Source organism: Enterococcus sp. E5-162 (assembly GCF_035725965.1).
Taxonomy (GTDB): domain Bacteria; phylum Bacillota; class Bacilli; order Lactobacillales; family Enterococcaceae; genus Enterococcus_B; species Enterococcus_B lactis.
Genome location: NZ_JAPRFV010000007.1, coordinates 69,547 through 82,983 on the forward strand (window position 1 = coordinate 69,547; position 13,437 = coordinate 82,983).

Here is a 13,437-nt window from a genome sequence, read left to right on the forward strand (position 1 = left end):
AATTGAAATATGATACAATCAAACATGTATAATTGTGTCCTTTAAAATCGCACTGATTTCAGTTAGTGCGATTTTTTACCGGTTATTCTCCTGAAATATCTTTTGTTAAAACGAAAAGATATCAATAAAGCAGGGGGTGGAAAAATGGCTCAACGGATTCCTCAAGAAGTTATCGAAACGGTACGCAGTCAAACGAATATCGTTGAGGTGATTGGACAATATGTCCAATTGAAAAAGTCTGGTAAAAACTACTTAGGGTTGTGTCCTTTTCATGAAGAACGCACACCATCCTTCTCTGTTGCAGAAGACAAGCAGATCTTTCATTGCTTTGGTTGCGGTAAGGGCGGAAACGTGTTTACTTTTCTTCAAGAACTAGAAGGACTGAGTTTTCCAGAAGCAGTGATAAAAGTAGCAGATTTCGAACAGATTCCGTTGGAAGATCAATGGCGTCAGCGAACGGTAGCTGTACAAAATCCTGAATCTGCTACAGGAAAATTGATTGCTGCTCATGAAAAAGCAGCGGAAATCTATCATCACATGCTGTTGCATACAAAAGCGGGACAGCCAGCCTTAGAATATTTGCAAAGTCGTGGGTTGTCTTTAGAATTGATTGAAGAATTCAATATCGGCTTTGCACCTAATGAACGCTCGTTTCTTCAGCAAGTCTTCAAGAATGAATCATTCTCAAATGAATTGTTAGAACGTTCTGGATTGTTTGTCACACATGATGATGGCCGTATGTCGGACCGTTTTTACCAAAGGGTGATGTTTCCCCTTCGTAATCCTCAAGGCCAGACAATCGGGTTTTCAGGACGCTGGCTTGCACCTGAAAAAGGGCAGGAAAAAGATCAGCCCAAATATTTGAACAGTCCGGAAACAGAATTATTCAATAAAAGACAAGTTTTATTTAATCTTGATAAAGCAAGAAGCGATATCCGAAAAAATGGAGAAGTCGTGTTGTTCGAAGGTTTTATGGATGTGATTGCTGCATGGCAGGCTGGTATCAAAACTGGATTAGCTTCCATGGGAACAAGTCTGACAGCTCAACAGATCCAGCAAATGGAAAAACTGACGAAAGAACTGGTTTTTTGTTATGACGGAGATAACGCAGGTTTTGAAGCAACCAATCGAGGGATTGAATTGCTTCGGCAAAATAGTCGCTTAGGACTTTCGGTCGTAGTCGTTCCAGAAAAGCTTGATCCTGATGAATATCTCCGTAAGTATGGGGAAGCATCTTTTCAAGAATTAGTGGCTCATGGGCGTGAAACAGTTTTTACTTTTAAATCACGTTATTTGAAACAAGGGAAAAATTTAGAGAATGAAAAAGACAAAATCGAGTACCTTGAAGAATTATTAGTTGAACTTAGCCGAGTCGTTTCACCAATTGAACAAGATATGTATTTATCGCAGCTGTCCACAGAGTTTCAGGTCAGCAGAGAGACGATACAAAAACAATTGCGTGAGCTCCGAAGAACAAATCAGCAAAATCGTCAAGAACCTCAGGAAAACCAGTATACGCAGACCAAGAGACAAGAAACTGCACGGAAGAAGAGACCGTTGACGCAGGTAGAAAAGGCAGAGCAGATTCTGTTGTACCGCGCATTTAAAGAAGTTTCTGTCCGCAATATTTTAAAAGAACGAGAATTTCAGTTTATCCACGACGCATACGCAGAAGTTTATTTTTTATTCGATGCATATGTCTCACAACATTATGAATTCAACCTTGCAGAGTTTTTAGACTTTTTGCAAGATGAAAATTTAAGGCGGTTGGTGGTGGAGATCGAATATTTACCGGTGGCAGAAGAAAGTTCGCCACGGGAAATCCAAGACTTGCTAGATGTGATCAGCAAATCTGGCTTAGCTGATGAAATAACATTAAAAAAACAAATGCAGCAAGAAGCCAGACGTACTGGGAACAAACAGCTTGAGCTTGAATTGACGATCGAAATCATCAATTTAACGAAACAGTTAAAACAAGCCAAATAGCTACTCAAGGGGGGCCTTCTTTTATGGCAAATGGAACAGATAAAAAAAAGTATGAAGCAGCAGTAGCAGCTTTCATCAAAGAAAACAAACCCAAACGACAAGTTGTATATGATGATTTATCCAATCAGCTTGCTACACCATTCACTTTGAATGCAGATGAAATGGACAAATTGATCCAAAAGATTGAAGACGCAGGTATCAGTGTGGTGGATGAAAATGGTGATCCATCAATTCACAGCTTGAAAAGTGCTGAGAAAAAAGCTGAACAGGCAAAAACAGAAGATCTATCTGCGCCAACCGGTGTAAAAATCAATGACCCGGTTCGTATGTATCTGAAAGAAATTGGCCGTGTCTCCCTTTTAACTGCGGAAGAAGAAGTAGCGTTAGCATTGAAAATCGAAGAAGGCGACCAAGAAGCAAAACAGCGTTTAGCAGAAGCAAACCTTCGTTTAGTAGTAAGTATCGCTAAACGTTATGTAGGGCGAGGCATGCAGTTCCTTGACTTGATCCAAGAAGGAAATATGGGGCTGATGAAGGCAGTTGAAAAATTTGACTATCGCAAAGGGTTCAAGTTTTCTACTTATGCTACATGGTGGATTCGTCAAGCAATTACTCGTGCAATCGCCGACCAAGCACGTACGATCCGTATTCCAGTTCACATGGTAGAAACAATCAATAAATTGATTCGTATCCAGCGTCAATTGTTGCAAGACCTAGGAAGAGAACCTACGCCGGAAGAAATCGGTGCAGAAATGGACCTTCCGACAGAAAAAGTCCGCGAAATCTTGAAAATCGCGCAGGAACCTGTTTCTCTTGAAACGCCAATCGGTGAAGAAGATGATTCTCATTTAGGTGATTTCATCGAAGACCAAGAAGCAACAAGTCCAGCAGAACACGCAGCATATGAACTACTAAAAGAACAATTGGAAGATGTACTAGATACATTGACTGATCGGGAAGAGAATGTCCTTCGCTTACGTTTTGGCCTAGACGATGGACGTACGAGAACACTGGAAGAAGTAGGAAAAGTATTTGGTGTTACTCGGGAACGTATTCGTCAGATCGAGGCTAAAGCGTTGAGAAAATTACGTCATCCTTCTCGTTCAAAACAATTAAAAGACTTCTTAGAATAAGCATGAACTATTGATCAGAAGAGAAATCAGTAAAATGGTTTGGTTTATTTTAAAAGAAAAAAAGCTTGGGACTACGCGGTCTCAAGCTTTTTTTTCTATAGGGAAAAAATTTATTCATTATTTTTAAGTAAATCCTAAAAATAAGCTATTGGCGTGACGTATAGAATATGATAGATTAAATGGTAGCGTAAACCTAGTAAAGGAGCCGATCGCTAAGTGATGAAAAAATGTCCAAATTGCGGATCGAAAAAAATGGATGAGAACAATATCTGTCCAGACTGCGGTCATCAACTAACTGCAGAAGATCAGCAAACAAAAGAAACAATCGAAGAAATAAATGCAGATGAAACTATGCAGGATAAATCAACTGAAGACGCAGTCTTTCCTGATACAGAATTAAACGATCCAATCGAATGGTCGGAATTGAAAGATCTACCTCTCGAATCTGTGATGGAATTATTCGAAAAAACAGAACCAGAAGACGATGTATCATCTACTCACGATAAAGTAGCCAATAAAGAAAAAATGGAACAGAAGAAAGTGACTGTTCATGAGACTTTGGAAAAATCAGGAAAGAATCAAGAGGAAACCCTTGAATCAAAACAAAAAAGAAGAGTAGCTGAACTAAAAGAAATCGTCGAGAATGAGGAAGAAAATTCGATACTATCCGCCTATATCAAAGCACATCGTGAAGATACAAAGGAAGAGCACGCGGAAGAGCTGCTCAAAATGATCAGTGAAAAAATTGCACAGGAAAACAAAGTAGAACCAGAACATGAAGCTGAAAAAGACATTAGTAGAGTAAACGCTGCAGGTAAAGAATCAGTAAAAACGAATGATCTAAAAACGGATGTCCCGGAAAAAACTGAAACATTGTCTGAAAAACAATCAGAAGACGAGAAATCGAATGGATTGCCGGAAGCAGAGAAAAAAGAAATGCTCGAAAAAGCAGACAAGAAATCAACAGAGTCAGATAGTATAAATAATGAAGCCGATGCTGAAAGTCAATCTGCAAGTGAAGATAGCACTGTTCTTGAAGCTAAAATAGAAAAAGAAGAGAACCAGCCTGAGCTGATTGAAGCAGAAACAGAATCAACAACAATCGTGCCAAATACTGTAAAAACGCCTCAAGAATCAAACCTAGAAAAAAAAGATCTAGATAAGACACAAAAGAAAAAATCAAAAAAAGTGCCTTATCTCGCTTTAGCAGCAGTTCTTCTACTAGGTGGGGGAGGCTGGGCTTATTATGACCATCATCAAAAAGTAGAAGCCGAAGTAGCAGCAGAAGCAAAAAGACAGCGACAAATGGAAGACCTTCACGGGAAACTTGCTGCCTTTTATACAGATGATCACCATCAATTTATTCGTGCAGATATGATTCATCAAGATCTATCGAAACTAAAAAATGATTTATCAAGTCTTAAGAATGAAAAAGGATATTCAGAGTTAGAAACAACTTATCAAGATATCCAATCTAAGATCCAAGATATCCAGAAAGTGAATGAATGGTTCGTAGCTCCTGTGATCGTCGATGATCATCTAGCAGATGACATCAAGTTGAAAGCAGATAAAGAGATACAAACGATCGAAACGGATAACACAGATTTTGGAAAATTGATTCAACAAGCACAAACAGAAGCTAAAAATCAATATGCTGAATTGCAAACAGCTAAAGAAAAAACAGCTATAGTCTTTAAAGACGGAAAAGTAGTGGGTTCAGCGACACGCGACCAATACAAGACGGCAAAAGAAGCAGTAGAAAAGGTGAAAAATACAGATCTATCTGCTCAGTTGAATGAACAATTGAAACAAGTAGATAAGATGCTCACTGATAAAGAGAAAAAAGAAGAAGAGGAAAAGAAAAAAGCAGAAGAAGCGAAAAAAGCAGCTGAAGAACAAGCAAAACAAGCCGCTCAACAAGCTGCCGCTCAAGCCGCTCAACAAGCTGCGGTCGCACAAGCAGCACAGCAAGAAGCGGCATCCTCGACCCCGTCCTCTTCAAACTCAGCAAATCAGCCAATCAAATCTGCCAGAGCAAGTGATATTGCCGATGCATCTAATCCAGCATGGACGTGGGCACCAGGTGTCCAAAGCAAAGTGATTGCTACATGTATCCAACGTGGATATATCGTTGAAGGAGGATACAGATTAGAAAAAGCCAGAATCGAAAATGGGGAAGGCTATTACAATCTATATGCCACTTCAACAAAATCTGCATTGATGAAAGGCATTGGAGAAAGTGCGTTGCCATTTTATATCGTAACGATCAACTGTAAAACTGGGTGGTTCGGAGGAAATGGGAGCAATTAGTTTTAGCTAAACGAAAGAGGTTGTGAGCCTGCCGTTTCACTCTGAGTCACAAGGAACAATTTCAAAAAACAGCTTCTCATGTTTGATGAATAGTGTGACTTGAAACCGAAGAGTTGGCAGGTGAACATCGTTTATTCGAAAAAGGGGAGTATGACACAACTGTCGTCATACTCCTTTTTTCACCTTTCCAAAGCAAGGCTCAGCTATTCAAGTAGATAACATTATGTTATGATAGCAAAGAAATGTATTAAGAAAACCTTTCACTATAGAGGGAGAAAAAAATGAACGATTTATTAGCAACTATATTTACAGGTATTATTATTGATGAAAATGAAAAAAATTACTTTGTCCAAAAAAATGGGCAAACCTTTGGCTTAAGCAAATCAGAGGGCGAGCACAAAATCGGTGAGGCAGTGGAAGGATTCGGCTACCAAAATCAAAAACATGAAAACCGGATCACTACACAAATTCCAAAAAGTCGCATCGGTCACTATGCATTTGGAATCGTTACTGCTACACGAAAGGATTTAGGGGCATTTGTCGATATCGGTCTTCCAGATAAAGACTTTGTCGTATCTCTTGATGAATTACCGACCATGACAGAGCTGTGGCCTAAAAAGGGAGATCGTTTGATGATTTCCCTTAGAGTTGACGCAAAGGACCGTGTTTGGGGGAGCTTAGCAGACGAAAAAATATTCAAATCTTTAAGCAAGTATGGAACAGAAGAAATGAAAAACAAAGATGTGATAGGAACAGCCTACCGTTTGAAATTAACAGGTACATATGTTTTGACTGAAGATTTCTATCTTGGGTTTATCCATCCTTCTGAACGATATAACGAACCTCGACTAGGCGAGCAGGTAAAAGGGCGTGTGATCGGTGTCCGACCAGATGGTGTACTGAATCTTTCATTGAAACCAAGAGCGTATGAAGCAATATCAGATGATGCACAAATGATTTTAACCATTTTAGAACGTTCTGCAGATCAGCAAATCAACTTTACAGATAAATCAGATCCAGAAGACATCATGAAAGCTTTCGGCATCAGCAAAGGTGCTTTTAAGCGAGCATTAGGCAATCTTTTGAAACAAGGACTGATTAAACAAGAAAATGGTGTGACAAAATTAGTCAAAAAATCTAATTGAGAATCCCTTGCATGTTTTTCTTAACTAGCTTATAATAATTTTAATTAACACAGTGCTATTGTTTTTCTAAATTGTAATTATTATAAATTGTTGGGGTTGAGTAAATGGTCATGAATGCTATTTCGGCGATGAAAAAAACAAAACAGCAGCTACATGAATCGGGGTTCAAGCTGACACCGCAAAGAGAAGCTACCCTGCTTGTGCTTTTGGAGAATGAGAAAGAGCATTTGTCTGCAGAAGAGATCTTCTTTTTAGTGAAAAAAAAGAGTCCAGAAATTGGACTTGCTACTGTTTATAGAACCCTTGAAATCTTGACAGAATTAAAAATTGTCGATAAAGTAAGTTTTAATGATGGATTAGCCCGTTATGATTTGAGAAAAGAAGGCGCCAAACATTTCCATCATCATTTACTATGCTTGAACTGCGGCACGATCGAGGAAGTAGAAGAGGATCTTTTACTTGAAGTGGAGCAAGTAGTAGAAGAACGTTATCATTTTTTAGTAAAAGATCATCGGCTGACGTTCCATGGAATCTGTCAGGAATGTTATGAAAAAGAAAAAAGAAACCAGTCCGTCTGAGTGTCTAGACGGCTTTTTCTTTGCTCAGATTATGGAAAAAGACTATCAGAATGAAGCGGTATCTGATATGATAGAGAGGCATGAGGGGGATTATTATGAAAGAGCAAATCAACGATTATCTCCACTACTTGAATATTGAACGGGGATTATCCGCCAATACACGTCAAAGCTATGAACGTGATTTGGAACAATACTTGCATTTTCTAGAAGAGCAGAAAGTTGCTTCATGGCAAGATGTCGATCGTTTTTTAGTCATCCGTTTTCTGGAAAAACTGCATGAAGAAAAAAAAGCGACAGCAACCGTTACGCGGATGATCTCAAGCCTCAGAAGATTCCATCAGTTTTTACGACAAGAGCGTGTTACGGATCATGATCCAATGCAGCATATCGATACGCCAAAGAAAGCGCAGAAATTACCAAGTACATTGACGCTGGCAGAAGTAGAAAAGCTGATTGAAGCACCTGATACGACAAAAACGTTAGGGATAAGAGATCGTGCAATCTTAGAAGTCATGTATGCTACTGGGATGCGCGTCAGTGAATTGATTGGATTGAAATTGGGAGATCTTCATCTTTCTCTTGGGCTGGTACAGACAGTCGGTAAAGGAGATAAAGAGCGGATTATTCCTTTAGGTGATTATGCGATCCAATGGCTGGAACGCTACTTAGACGAAGCACGTCCGTTACTTGTAAAGGACGCATCTGAAATGCATGTATTTGTCAATAATCACGGAAAAGGTCTTTCCCGGCAAGGAATCTGGAAAAATCTGAAACAGCTAGTAAGAGAGGCTGGGATTTACAAAGAAGTAACGCCGCATACGCTGCGGCACAGCTTTGCCACCCACTTGCTAGAAAACGGAGCAGATTTGCGGACAGTACAAGAATTGTTAGGTCACGCGGATATCTCTACGACACAGATTTATACACATATCACGAAAAAAAGGATGACAGATGTTTATAAGCAGCATTTTCCAAGGGCTTAGTCATAGGAAGGTGAGAAGATGTTAACACATTACCGAAAAGAAAACCGTAAAATTGCTATGGGACTGTTGAGTTTCCATAAGAAGCTGACAGGTAAGTCTTCTTTGTTGAAGGAGATAGATACGTACGAATCTGAAGATGATTATGAACTTTTTTTCTTTACGCCAGAAGGTTCGACCAACATTCAAGGAATCATTGGTGTTTATTGGGCAACGAACGATCAGCTGATCATCCATGACATTTCTTTGAATCCATCTTATCGTGGTGAGAATATGGGCTTCCAAATGTTAGATGAATTACAAGAAAAGTATCCGGATGTCTCCATCCGTGCAACTGAAATCACAGAGCCTTATATTGGAAAGTGGCTAGCAAAGAAAAAGAAGAAAGAGTGAATGAGTTGACGGAGATCAATATTAAATTAGATGTATTCGAGGGACCTCTCGATCTGCTGCTTCATCTGATTCAGCAAATGGAAATCGATATATATGATATACCAATTGCTACGATCACAGAGCAATATATGAATTATATCCATACAATGAAAACACTAGAGCTAGCTGTTGCAGGAGAATACCTAGTGATGGCTGCTACATTGATGGCAATCAAAAGTAAGACGTTGCTCCCTATCCAAGAGTTTGTTACAGATGATGAAGAACTATGGGAAGAAGATCCTCGAGAAGAATTGGTCACTCAGCTTTTAGAATACCGTAAGTATAAGTATGCGGCTGAAAAATTAACAGAAAAAGCAGAGGAACGAAGTCTTTATTACACAAAAGACCCTATGAACATCGATGGATTGGCGGATGTTGAAAAGCCGTTGAAGCGAGGACAAGTCAAAAAAATCGATCTGATCCGTGCCATGCAGAAAATTTTGGAACGTAAGAAATTTTCTCAAAAAGTGGAAAAAACGATCACGCCGGATGATACAACGATCGAAGAACGAATGATCTTTATCGAAGAGCGTATAAAAAGAAATACGCATGGCTGTACCTTCAACTCTTTTTTTGAGTCGCCTTCCAAAAGTGAAGTTGTCACTACTTTTATGGCTTTGCTAGAGTTGATGAAAAAAGGACAGATTATTGCGCAACAAAAAGAAAACTATGAATCAATTATGCTTTATCCAGCAGTAGGAGATACCGAACATGACGAAATTAAGTGAACTTGAAGCCCTTCTTTTTATTGTTGGCGAGGAAGGAATCAGTAATGAAGAATTAAGCGGACTGTTGAATCTCAGTGAAGCAGAAGTCGCAAATTTAGTGAAAGAATTAAGAGACTCTTACGCTCAAAACCCGCACTCAGCTTTGCATATTTTTGAAACGGAAAGCCATTATGTATTAACGACTAAAAAAGAGCTAGCGCCATTGCTCAAGCGATATGCGCAAGGAACATCGAACACGTTATCTCAAGCCGCTGTCGAGACTTTAGCAATCATTGCCTATAAACAACCAATCACACGAGCTGAGATCGAGCAGATTCGAGGCGTTCAGGTTTCAGGAGCGGTACAGCGTCTGGCTGCTCATAAACTGATTGAAGAAAAAGGCAGAGTAGAAGGACCAGGTCGACCGATATTATATGGAACAACTGGTTACTTCTTGGATTATTTTGGGCTGAAATCATTAGAGGAACTGCCTGATACACAAGAAATGGAAATTTCACTTGAAGAAGATGTGTCACCAGATCTATTCTTTGATGGAATGAATAAAGGAGAACAATTGTAAATGGAGAGATTACAAAAAGTAATTGCCCACGCTGGCATTACTTCTCGTCGAAAAGCAGAAGAATTTATCCTTGCAGGACGTGTAAAAGTAAACGGACAAGTTGTAAGAGAATTAGGGATAAAAGTTGGAAAACATGACACTGTGGAAGTGGATGAAGTGCCAATTTATCAAGAAGAATACGGTTATTATTTATTATACAAACCTAAAGGAGTCATTTCTGCTGTAGCAGATGACAAAGGAAGAAAAGTCGTTACGGACCTTCTGCCGATGGTAAAAGAACGAATTTACCCCGTAGGTCGACTGGATTACGATACTTCGGGTATCTTACTGCTGACAAATGATGGAGATTTTGCCCAGCGCCTGACACATCCAAAACATGAAGTGGATAAAGTTTATGTCGCAAAAGTAAAAGGGATTGCGACAAAATCAATGCTTGCACCTTTGGCAAAAGGAATAAAGATCGAAGGACGAAAAACGTCTCCAGCTAAGTTCCAAATTTTATCAGTGGATCCTAAGACAAATCACAGTATCGTGGAATTGACGATCCACGAAGGACGGAATCATCAAGTGAAAAATATGCTTCAAGCAGTTGGGCTCCCTGTGCAAAAGTTAAAACGTGAAAAATACGGTGATTTGACATTACAAGGTCTACGCCCTGGGGATTATCGTGAATTGAACAAAAAAGAAGTCAGCAGCTTATTGAACCATTCAAAATAAACACTTACTTTTTATAAGTGTTAAATGTTGCGTTTTTTGAAGAGATATGTATAATGAATATGTAAACAAAATTTATATAAGGTTCGTCTTCAGGGGCAGGGTGAAATTCCCGACCGGTGGTTATAGTCCACGACCTATTTTGCAAAAAATAGCTGAATCGGTGAAATTCCGATACCGACAGTACAGTCTGGATAAAGAAGATAGGGCTTATTTGACGCACACTTGATCAAATAACTCTAACTCTATTTTCCCTGGAAAATAGAGTTTTTTCATTTGGAGAGAAACGTCAAAAAGTTCGCTGAAGAGGAGTCCTAACAGGAGGATTTCAAATGAAGAACACCCGTGTACAGAAAATGGTTGCAGTAGCGATGTTTGCTGCGATCGCATTAGTTTTACAGTATTTTGCTTTTCCGATCATGCCGGCTTTTAGTTTTTTGAAGATTGATTTTAGTGATATCCCGGTATTGATCAGTATGTTCTTATTCGGTCCAGCGGCCGGAGTAGCAACAGCGTTCTTGCGTTCAGTATTACATCTGCTGACTACAGGTTTTTCTCCAGATAACCTAGTGGGAGACACAGCTAGTTTCTTATCAACAACGATCTTTACCTTTCCGATTTATTACTTCTTTAGTGTAAAGAAACAGCATAAAGGAAGAAATAAATTTTTAGGTGTGATTACAGGAACGATTGCTCTGACTATTTTCATGAGTATCGCGAATTATTTCGTTATTACGCCTCTTTACTTAATGTTTTTAGGACTGAACGCGACACAGATGTTGGGGATGTCTTTAGCAAATTATGTATTGATTGGGATTGTTCCTTTCAACTTAATCAAAGGATTCATCGTGAGTGCTGTCTTTTTAGTGCTACATGCGCAACTTCTTCCATGGTTAAGTCGAAAACAACATCAGTTGGAACAACGTCATACAGCAGTTAAATAAATGTCAAAAAGATCAAGAAATTCTTGATCTTTTTTTTTGGAAAAAAATACAATACATGCAATATTGTAAACGTTTTATTTGTCTGTTTTGAGTATTTTTTTTATTTATGCATAAAAATCAATTGGTTCTTTTGAAATGTGAAATCCTTCTCCTTTTAAAAGACGGAAATGTTTGTTTATATAAAAAAGGAAACGCTACAATAAAAATGAAGAAAGCTTTAAAAACCTAAGAGAAGGGGGAGGAAATAGGAAAAAACGAACTTTTTGAACAAAAGTTTTATAAAATGCGTGTTATTATTTTTGTTCTGGTACTCTTTTTGATAAAATAACATTAGAGCCAAAAATGATGTCTCTAACGGAAAAGAAAGGAAGAAGAAGATGGAACAAACAAAGAAGAAAAAATTTCAAATGCCTTCAGCGTATACGGTCTTATTCATTATCATTGCAGTAATCGCTGTACTTACTTGGTTTATACCAGCTGGGCACTATAGTGTAGACGATGCAGGCAACATTGTCGCTGGATCATATGAACGAGTACAACAAAATCCTCAAGGGCTGTGGGATATTTTCATGGCGCCAATCAATGGGATGCTAGGTGTACCAGCGGGGGAGCTAACTAAAGAAACACCTGCTGCAATCCCAATCTCTTTCTTCATTTTAGTTGTTGGTGGATTTTTAGGTATTATCAACAAAACAGGTGCACTAGATGCCGGAATTGCTTCAGTTGTGAAGAAATTCAAAGGAAAAGAAAAAATGCTTATTCCAGTATTGATGCTGTTATTTGCATTAGGCGGATCTACTTATGGAATGGCAGAAGAAACGATTCCGTTCTATGCTTTACTGATCCCAGTTATGATGGCAGTAGGCTTTGATACAGTGGTAGCAGTAGCCATCGTATTAGTAGGGTCTCAAGTAGGTTGTTTAGCTTCAACGGTCAATCCTTTCGCAACAGGCGTAGCTTCACAAGCTGTTGGGATTTCGATGGGTGAAGGTATTGGTCTTCGATTCTTGATGTTCGTTATTTTGTTAGCTATTTCTATTGTATATGTGTATCGCTATGCATCAAAAATCGAAAAAGATCCAACAAAATCATTAGTATACAATCAACGTAAAGAAGATATGAAACATTTCGATATCGAAGCAATCGGTCGCCAAGAAGTAATCACGAAAAAACAAAAACATGTAAATGTATTGTTCTTCATTACTTTTGGTATCATGATCATCAGTTTGATTCCTTGGACAACCTTGAATGCGAATTTCACAATTTTTGAATCGTTGACAAACTGGTTAACAAATCTTCCAGTACTAGGTACTGTTTTAGGTAAAAGCATGCTTCCACTAGGTGACTGGTACTTCCCAGAAATTACTATGTTGTTCTTAGTCATGTCAATCGTCGTAGCAATCACGTATGGTATGAAAGAATCTGAATTCGTCTCTGAATTTTTAGCTGGTGCTTCTGACTTGATTGGTGTAGCTATCGTAGTAGCTGTTGCTCGTGGTATCCAAGTAGTTATGAACAACGGGTTGATTACAGACACTATCTTACACTGGGGCGAACAAGGATTAAGTTCATTATCTTCAAGTGTATTCATCATCATTACATTTATTTTCTATATTCCTATGTCATTCTTGATTCCTTCAACTTCTGGCTTAGCTGCTGCAACAATGGGAATCATGGGACCTATGGGTGAATTTGCCGGTGTAGGGAAGGATTTAGTTATCACTGCTTATCAATCTGCGTCTGGCTTAGTAAACTTGATTACACCAACATCAGCTATCGTAATGGGTGCTGTAGCGATTGCTCGTTTCGATGTTTCAGTATGGTGGAAATTTACTGGTAAATTAATTGCGATATTATTTGTAGCCATCTGTGTGATCCTAGGTGTAGCAGCAATGTTCTAAACCTAGACAAATACAGGTACAAGGTCT

Annotated in this window: 12 protein-coding genes and 1 riboswitch; all 12 genes read left to right on the plus strand. The window is 38.8% G+C overall.

The genetic code is table 11. The features are described from left to right. Positions 1 to 144: 144 nt before the first annotated feature. The 12 genes from dnaG (at position 145) to OZZ83_RS08455 (ending at position 13,410) form a co-directional block, all read left to right on the plus strand. Positions 145 to 1,986 (plus strand): DNA primase, encoded by a 1,842-nt coding sequence (gene dnaG / locus OZZ83_RS08400; RefSeq protein WP_002345046.1) that lies wholly within the window; start codon positions 145 to 147, stop codon positions 1,984 to 1,986. 23 nt (positions 1,987 to 2,009) lie between these two features. After that, positions 2,010 to 3,119: an RNA polymerase sigma factor RpoD gene (gene rpoD, locus OZZ83_RS08405; protein ID WP_002290142.1), complete on the plus strand. Its 1,110-nt coding sequence runs from the start codon at positions 2,010 to 2,012 to the stop codon at positions 3,117 to 3,119. Between the two features lie 216 nt (positions 3,120 to 3,335). Further along, entirely contained in the window at positions 3,336 to 5,429 is a 2,094-nt protein-coding gene (locus OZZ83_RS08410) for a cell division site-positioning protein MapZ family protein (protein ID WP_278023704.1), read from the plus strand. Between the two features lie 281 nt (positions 5,430 to 5,710). Then, positions 5,711 to 6,574: a virulence factor B family protein gene (locus OZZ83_RS08415; RefSeq protein WP_002290150.1), complete on the plus strand. Its 864-nt coding sequence runs from the start codon at positions 5,711 to 5,713 to the stop codon at positions 6,572 to 6,574. A gap of 104 nt (positions 6,575 to 6,678) precedes the next feature. Beyond that, positions 6,679 to 7,152, plus strand: coding sequence for a ferric iron uptake transcriptional regulator (gene fur, locus OZZ83_RS08420; RefSeq protein WP_002290152.1), 474 nt, complete (start codon positions 6,679 to 6,681; stop codon positions 7,150 to 7,152). 95 nt (positions 7,153 to 7,247) lie between these two features. Then, on the plus strand, positions 7,248 to 8,135 hold the full coding sequence (gene xerD, locus OZZ83_RS08425; protein ID WP_002309610.1) for a site-specific tyrosine recombinase XerD: 888 nt from the start codon (positions 7,248 to 7,250) through the stop codon (positions 8,133 to 8,135). An 18-nt stretch (positions 8,136 to 8,153) separates the two neighbouring features. Continuing rightward, entirely contained in the window at positions 8,154 to 8,525 is a 372-nt protein-coding gene (locus OZZ83_RS08430) for a GNAT family N-acetyltransferase (protein ID WP_002290158.1), read from the plus strand. Then, on the plus strand, positions 8,522 to 9,292 hold the full coding sequence (locus tag OZZ83_RS08435) for a segregation/condensation protein A (RefSeq protein ID WP_002316162.1): 771 nt from the start codon (positions 8,522 to 8,524) through the stop codon (positions 9,290 to 9,292). The genes OZZ83_RS08430 and OZZ83_RS08435 overlap by 4 nt, the downstream gene beginning before the upstream one ends. Then, positions 9,276 to 9,851, plus strand: a complete 576-nt coding sequence (scpB, locus tag OZZ83_RS08440; protein ID WP_002309607.1) for an SMC-Scp complex subunit ScpB — start codon at positions 9,276 to 9,278, stop codon at positions 9,849 to 9,851. Before OZZ83_RS08435 ends, scpB begins: the two co-directional genes overlap by 17 nt. After that, a complete protein-coding gene (locus tag OZZ83_RS08445) occupies positions 9,852 to 10,568 on the plus strand; it encodes a pseudouridine synthase (protein WP_002313886.1) in 717 nt (238 codons plus the stop codon). Between the two features lie 81 nt (positions 10,569 to 10,649). Next, positions 10,650 to 10,774, plus strand: a riboswitch (FMN riboswitch). A gap of 123 nt (positions 10,775 to 10,897) precedes the next feature. After that, positions 10,898 to 11,509 (plus strand): ECF transporter S component, encoded by a 612-nt coding sequence (locus OZZ83_RS08450; protein ID WP_002309605.1) that lies wholly within the window; start codon positions 10,898 to 10,900, stop codon positions 11,507 to 11,509. 377 nt (positions 11,510 to 11,886) lie between these two features. Beyond that, positions 11,887 to 13,410 (plus strand): YfcC family protein, encoded by a 1,524-nt coding sequence (locus OZZ83_RS08455; protein ID WP_002290168.1) that lies wholly within the window; start codon positions 11,887 to 11,889, stop codon positions 13,408 to 13,410. Positions 13,411 to 13,437 lie beyond the last annotated feature (27 nt).

Bases quoted from the DNA above. Each gene is read 5' to 3' on its own strand.
- xerD (WP_002309610.1), top strand. From the start codon at position 7,248: ATGAAAGAGCAAATCAACGATTATCTCCACTACTTGAATATTGAACGG.
- scpB (WP_002309607.1), top strand. From the start codon at position 9,276: ATGACGAAATTAAGTGAACTTGAAGCCCTTCTTTTTATTGTTGGCGAG.
- OZZ83_RS08445 (WP_002313886.1), top strand. From the start codon at position 9,852: ATGGAGAGATTACAAAAAGTAATTGCCCACGCTGGCATTACTTCTCGT.
- rpoD (WP_002290142.1), top strand. From the start codon at position 2,010: ATGGCAAATGGAACAGATAAAAAAAAGTATGAAGCAGCAGTAGCAGCT.
- OZZ83_RS08450 (WP_002309605.1), top strand. From the start codon at position 10,898: ATGAAGAACACCCGTGTACAGAAAATGGTTGCAGTAGCGATGTTTGCT.
- OZZ83_RS08415 (WP_002290150.1), top strand. From the start codon at position 5,711: ATGAACGATTTATTAGCAACTATATTTACAGGTATTATTATTGATGAA.
- dnaG (WP_002345046.1), top strand. From the start codon at position 145: ATGGCTCAACGGATTCCTCAAGAAGTTATCGAAACGGTACGCAGTCAA.
- fur (WP_002290152.1), top strand. From the start codon at position 6,679: ATGGTCATGAATGCTATTTCGGCGATGAAAAAAACAAAACAGCAGCTA.
- OZZ83_RS08455 (WP_002290168.1), top strand. From the start codon at position 11,887: ATGGAACAAACAAAGAAGAAAAAATTTCAAATGCCTTCAGCGTATACG.
- OZZ83_RS08430 (WP_002290158.1), top strand. From the start codon at position 8,154: ATGTTAACACATTACCGAAAAGAAAACCGTAAAATTGCTATGGGACTG.